6 protein-coding genes are annotated in these 5,201 nt (G+C 58.9%); 4 read left to right on the top strand and 2 right to left on the bottom strand.

The window, feature by feature from the left end:
• The first annotated feature begins 3 nt into the window (after positions 1–3).
• Positions 4–168 (top strand): cupin domain-containing protein, encoded by a 165-nt coding sequence (locus Q0F21_RS05120; protein ID WP_297238004.1) that lies wholly within the window; start codon positions 4–6, stop codon positions 166–168.
• A 186-nt stretch (positions 169–354) separates the two neighbouring features.
• Here Q0F21_RS05120 and dacB read toward each other — a convergent pair whose 3' ends face one another.
• Complete coding sequence (dacB, locus tag Q0F21_RS05115) at positions 355–1,770, bottom strand: D-alanyl-D-alanine carboxypeptidase/D-alanyl-D-alanine-endopeptidase (protein WP_297238003.1); 1,416 nt, start codon at positions 1,768–1,770, stop codon at positions 355–357.
• 137 nt (positions 1,771–1,907) lie between these two features.
• Between dacB and Q0F21_RS05110 the strand changes: the two genes are divergently transcribed.
• Genes Q0F21_RS05110 through rsmH form a run of 3 tightly spaced genes read left to right on the top strand, consistent with a single transcriptional unit; the run spans position 1,908 to position 4,426 of the window.
• Entirely contained in the window at positions 1,908–3,173 is a 1,266-nt protein-coding gene (locus Q0F21_RS05110; RefSeq protein WP_297238001.1) for an AI-2E family transporter, read from the top strand.
• Positions 3,170–3,463 (top strand): DUF4286 family protein, encoded by a 294-nt coding sequence (locus Q0F21_RS05105; protein WP_297237999.1) that lies wholly within the window; start codon positions 3,170–3,172, stop codon positions 3,461–3,463. Before Q0F21_RS05110 ends, Q0F21_RS05105 begins: the two co-directional genes overlap by 4 nt.
• A 3-nt stretch (positions 3,464–3,466) precedes the next feature.
• Positions 3,467–4,426: a 16S rRNA (cytosine(1402)-N(4))-methyltransferase RsmH gene (rsmH, locus tag Q0F21_RS05100; protein WP_297237997.1), complete on the top strand. Its 960-nt coding sequence runs from the start codon at positions 3,467–3,469 to the stop codon at positions 4,424–4,426.
• Between the two features lie 394 nt (positions 4,427–4,820).
• Here rsmH and Q0F21_RS05095 read toward each other — a convergent pair.
• The coding region (locus tag Q0F21_RS05095; RefSeq protein WP_297237996.1) for a hypothetical protein at positions 4,821–5,201 on the bottom strand (381 nt) is incomplete at its 5' end.

The following is a 5,201-nucleotide window of genomic DNA, read 5'->3' as shown; positions in this document are numbered from 1 at the left end:
GAGGTGGGGCCCGGCGATGGTATCATCATCCCGCTCAGCACCTGGCACAATGTGATCAACGCCTCCGATAGTGAGCCGCTGAAGCTACTCAGTATCTACGCGCCCGTGGAGCACCCTGCCGGCACCGTGCAGCCGACCCACGCCGACGCTATGGAGGAGGAGCACTGATCCTCTCCCGTATGGAAACAAAAAAAGGCGCCCTGTCCTCAGATGAGGACAGGGCGCCTTTTTTTGTTTGTGGGTCAAAAGAGCAGTCGGACTTGGTTGGTAGAGCTACACGGGGCTGACTGCCAGCAGGATGAGATCCGTTGTTTCTAATTACCGGTAATAGATTTTACCTGACCCCCGACAGGGTCAGTAGACGAAGGTGGAGAGGAGGAGGTCACCGATGGCACGGCGGATCTCCCCGTGGCGCTTGGTGTGGTTGGTGACCATCACTGAGACGGCGTAAGTCCTGCCTCCGTGGTTGATGTACCCGGCGTAGCAGGTGACGCCGTGGATGCTGCCGCTCTTCATCCGTCCTGAGCCCTCGAGTCGGGTGCCGCCGAGGAGCAGCCGGAGGGTGCCCTCCTGGCCGATGGTGGGGAGGAGTAGGGGAAATCCGCTGCCATCCGACTCGCACCAGACCCTCGTGAGTAGCTCAGTCATGTAGGCGGGTGCTACCTTATTGGCTCTCGAGAGACCGCTCCCATCGTACATCTCCAGGAGAGAGCCGGCGAGCCCCTGCGAAGCCCAGTGGTCCCGGACCGCTCGGATCGCCGTCTCCGTCACGGTCTCGCCTGGGAGGGCGGGGATCCTGTCGGCGATCAAGCGAAGGCACCCCTCCGCATACATATTTATGGAGAAGTGGTTGGTCAGCCGGATCACCTCGCTCAGCTGGGGCGAGTAGTGTGTCATCAGTCGGACGCTCCCCCGGGGGAGTTGTGCAACGGTACGGAAGTCGCCCTCCACGGTGATGCCGTCCCGCCGGAGACGGTCACGGACCCGCTTGGCAAGGAGAAGGGGCGGGTCGGGCACCGCTCCACGGAGACCGAGGCTCTTCGCCCGAGAGGGATAGGCACCGGTGATGGCAAGCGAACCGTCGGAGAGGGGGAAGGAGGAGATGTAGAGCGAGTCCGACGTGACGCGTGAGGTGCGGGCGTAGAGTCCCACGAGCCGCAGCCCCGGCACCTCGGGGGAGACGCTGAAGTCCCTTCCATAGTTTCGGAAGCTCAGGTGGTAGGTGTTGTCCAGGACATTGAGCATAAAGTGTCCCGCGCCGTAGTAATTTCCCATATCGACGGCGGACCAGTAGGGATTCACTGCCTGGAAGTCCCGCCTGTCGGAGAGCGCCAGTACCGAGCCGGTGATCCGTGTGATGCCGCGCTCGCTGAGGGCTGCGGAGATCTCGTCATAGAGAGCCCAGCGCTCCTCCTGAGGGAGATACTTGGACTCGATCGTCGGGTCGCCGTGGCCGACGAGGCAGAGGTCGCCCTCCAGCACTCCGTCCCGAACCGGTCCGGTCATCATCACCTCCGTCGGGATCCGGTAGTCGGGTCCGAGGATCCGGTAGGCAGCGGCGGTGGAGACGATCTTCATCGTGCTGGCGGGGGTGAGGAGATGACTCGCCTGCAGGTCCACCACCTGGAGCCCGGTGGAGACATCGCGGACGCTGAGCCCCCAGGCAGTGTCATCGAGCAGCTCAGGGATGGCGGAGGGGACCCGGACGGACTGTGCCGAGAGGGTGGATAGGAGGGTGAGGGAGAGGAAATATAGAGAAAGGCGTCTCATGGAAAGTTGTATCTTTGTGGAGTGAGCGCCACGTCGGCACCCGCAACCACCCATTGGGACCCCGGCAAGGGGCTTCGTAGGTATAAAGATAGACAAAATATCACTTCCTCCGAGCGGAGAGGCATCCGTACATATATATGCTGACAAACTTTTTTAGAAAAGAATTCACCCTGGATCGAACCGTCAGGTGTGTTTTTGCGATCGCAATGATGGCACTGGCGATCTATATCGTCGGTTCGCTCAAGGTGATCCTTTGGCCCTTTATCCTCGCCTGGATTACCGCTGCGGTGCTGATGCCGCTGGTACACTACTTCGAGCGGAAATGGCACATACGTCAGCGCGGCTGGTCGGTCACGCTGGTGGTGCTGCTCTTCCTGATCATCGTCGGGGGCTTCCTCGCCTTTGTCATCCCCTCGGTGATCAACGAGGTAAGCAAGGGGTGGAGCCTGATCTCGCGCTACACCGATGCGGAGGTGCTGCTGGCGATGGTGCCTGAGCAGTACCGTGCCGACGTCGCTAATACGCTCAACCTCGACATGTGGCTTCAGCACTTCGAGATCAAGGAGATCCTCGACTACCTGATGCAGGCGGCCTCGGCGGGCTGGGATATGCTCTCGAGTGCTATGGGGATAGTGAGCGGCTTTACCGTGGTCTTCCTCTTCGTGATGTACCTCTTCTTCATCCTCCTCGACTATGAGGTGCTGATCCACGGACTCTATCACCTCTTCCCCCACAAGATCCGCCGCTACGCCATGGAGGCAGGGGAGGTGATCAATGTCTACGTCAATAGCTACATACGTGGTCAGGGACTGATCGCACTGATCATTGCCGTCTACCTTGCGGTCGGATTTGGACTCATGGGGATGCCGATGGGGATCACTCTCGGACTGCTAATAGGGGTGCTCAACTTTGTCCCCTATCTCCAGATCGTCGGCTACCCGCCGCTGGTGCTCTGCTGCGCGCTGCAGTCGGTGGCTACGGGGCAAAACTTCTGGGTCGTGCTGCTGATCGCAGTCATCATCATGATGATCTCAGAGGTACTTCAGGACTTTGTCCTCCGCCCCCTGATCATGCAGAAGAGCCTCGGCATGCGCGCCTCGATCATCATTCTCTCGCTCGCCGTCTGGGGCTATCTCCTCGGGGCGATCGGCATCTTCTTTGCCCTTCCCTTCACGATGGTGATCTACTACTTCTATATGAAGTATGCGGTGGGCGAGCCGATACCGCTCTATGCCCTCAATGAAGACGAGGAGAAGCTGACGAAGAGGGAGGAGAAAGCGCAGAAAAAGGCGCAGGAGCAGTACGAGAGGGAGCGATCCGATCGGCTCCTCCGGATGAATAAGGAGGGACGTAATCCCACCGTCGTCACGACGCAGGAGGACCTCGACGAGAGCCGTCCATGAGCTGCTACATCTACAATATCACGCTCACCTGCGAGCCGGAGCTGCTGGACGATGTCCTCTTTTACCTCCGGGAGCGGCTCCTGCCGACCTGGCGGGACTACGAGGGGGTGACGGCGGTTCGACTCCTTCGCCTGCCCGATGACGGAGGCTATGCACTTCAGGTAGAGGGCGAGAAGAGAGAGCAGCTGGAGGAGCTTAGGATCTCGGAGGATCGTGAGCTGCACCGACTGATGCAGACCTATCCGCGGAAGGTGCTCCCCTTTATGACCAAGCTGGAGGTGCTGGAGTAGTCTATGGGTGAGGAGAGGAATAGTAGCCCTACGACAGCGGGGGTCTACCATGTGCCGGCACTGCTGCGGGAGACCGTCGACAGCCTGATCACTGACCCCAATGGGATCTACGTCGATGCGACCTTTGGCGGCGGCGGGCACTCGCGGGAGATCCTGAGCCGGCTGGGACCCGAAGGACACCTCTTCGGTCTCGACCGCGACCTCGATGCGCGAGACCGGTGCGATATTTGCGATGAGCGCTTTACCTTTGTCCGAACCGATTTCCGCTACCTCTCCCGCTTCCTCACCTACTTCGGCGTGACGCACATCAATGGTCTGCTCGCCGACCTGGGGGTCTCGTCGCACGACTTCGACGAGGAGGGGCGAGGCTTCTCCTTCCGCTACGACGACGCCCCGATAGATATGCGGATGAATCAGTCCGCCGGTGAGACTGCCCGCCAGCTGATCGACCGGCTGGAGTGGAGCGAGCTCGCCACGCTGCTGCACACCTACGGCGAGGTGCAGCAGTCCCGCCGCGCCGCCACGCTGATCAAGCAGGCTGCCGAGCGAGGCGAACTGGAGACGATGAAGGGGCTGATCGATGCGCTGAACCCGATCGCCCCAGAGCGGAATAAGAAGCTCCGGAATAAGGTGCTCTCGCAGGTCTTCCAGGCACTGCGCATCGCCGTGAATGACGAGATGGGCGCACTCTATGCGCTCTTGGAGTCGCTCCCGACCCTGCTCGCTCTCGGCGGACGGGCGGTCTTCCTCACCTATCACTCGCTCGAGGATCGCCCGGTGAAGAATTTCTTCCGCTACGGCAACGTGGCGGGTGACCGAGAGACGGACCTCTACGGCAACCTCAGGGCGCCACTCCGACCGCTCTCAAGCAAGCCGGTCATCCCCTCAGCCGAGGAGATCGAGCGCAATCCCCGCGTCCGCTCCGCCAAGCTCCGTGCCGCCGAGCTTCCCGCTGAGGAGTGATGACACAATCTGTGCCTCTCTATCGAGGGCTATAGTGAGCGATTACGTAGCTACTCTGCTGAACTACCGCATGGCGTATTCATTCTCAACACACCCATGCTAGGTCGTAGTAGTCTCACAATGTTTGCTAGTAAGCATACCTTGATCGTTTTCACAGTGGAAAGGCACCTTGGAGTAAGTAAATGGTAGATCTATCTTGAGAGCAGAGGATCCCTCCCTCCGTGCCTCAGAGACATCCCATATAGTGCTTATGATCGTTGATGTAAGTAAGATCCTCGACCCTACCCCAGGGTAGGATCGAGGATTGTGTGGTTGGTTTTGCACTGACCCGGACAGATGTTTGGGAAGAGATCGATAAGGCAGTAGTTATTGCTTGATGATTAAGGAAATAGATTTAGTTTCCACCATCATCCTCTCCGTGCTCTTGCTCTCTTTCCTTGTCCTCTTCTTTTTTACCTTGATCTTGTCCGATTTCGTTCGCTATGAGCGAAGCACAAGATCCGATGAGTACACCTCCCTCCTCCGGAGTAACCCCATACCTATCAATGATCTCGTCAGAAACATTGGATAAGCCGCTCTCAACAGAGTCGGCGTTACTCACAGACTGTGAGCATGAGGTTAGGATCATGATTATGGCAAAGAGTGACAAGCCTACGACAAAGACCGTATCGATGATCTTGTTTCTATGTCGTTGCTCCTTGGACTCCTCTCTTTGGTTATTGAAGTAAGCCTTGATCACCACCGCAGGGGTCCATACGGCGAGGAACAGCCAGAC

The sequence above is a fragment of the uncultured Porphyromonas sp. genome (assembly GCF_934359325.1).
GTDB lineage: Bacteria > Bacteroidota > Bacteroidia > Bacteroidales > Porphyromonadaceae > Porphyromonas_A.
The sequence above is the reverse complement of the archived record's forward strand: the minus strand, read 5'-3'. Positions and strand labels throughout refer to the sequence as shown.

Bases quoted from the DNA above. Each gene is read 5' to 3' on its own strand.
- dacB (WP_297238003.1), bottom strand. From the start codon at position 1,770: ATGAGACGCCTTTCTCTATATTTCCTCTCCCTCACCCTCCTATCCACC.
- Q0F21_RS05110 (WP_297238001.1), top strand. From the start codon at position 1,908: ATGCTGACAAACTTTTTTAGAAAAGAATTCACCCTGGATCGAACCGTC.
- Q0F21_RS05105 (WP_297237999.1), top strand. From the start codon at position 3,170: ATGAGCTGCTACATCTACAATATCACGCTCACCTGCGAGCCGGAGCTG.
- rsmH (WP_297237997.1), top strand. From the start codon at position 3,467: ATGGGTGAGGAGAGGAATAGTAGCCCTACGACAGCGGGGGTCTACCAT.